We start from the raw sequence: 255 nt of genomic DNA on the forward strand, positions 1-255 counted from the left end.
CCTCCATCGGGACCGGCCTGGCCCCCACGCGGTGCGAACCTTGACTCCACCGCCTCCCGGCGGGTGGAGGGTGATGAGCGGCGACCTGAAAGAGCTGGCACGAAAGGCACTCGAGGCGGAGTTCTGGCGGAAGATCGACCGCAGCGGCGGCGATGCCGTGTGCTGGCCCTGGATGGCGGCGAGTCGTCATGACTTCGGATACGGCTTCGTGTATTGGGAAGGTCGCCACACGCAGGCTGCCCGGGTCGCTTATGT

General features: G+C 67.1%; 1 pseudogene. It reads left to right on the top strand.

Going from position 1 to position 255, the window contains the following annotated elements:
• Positions 1 to 73: 73 nt before the first annotated feature.
• A pseudogene (locus ACSNOK_RS35145) lies at positions 74 to 255 on the top strand (HNH endonuclease); the annotation flags it as partial.

This window comes from Streptomyces sp. URMC 126, assembly GCF_051386555.1.
Taxonomy (GTDB): domain Bacteria; phylum Actinomycetota; class Actinomycetes; order Streptomycetales; family Streptomycetaceae; genus Streptomyces.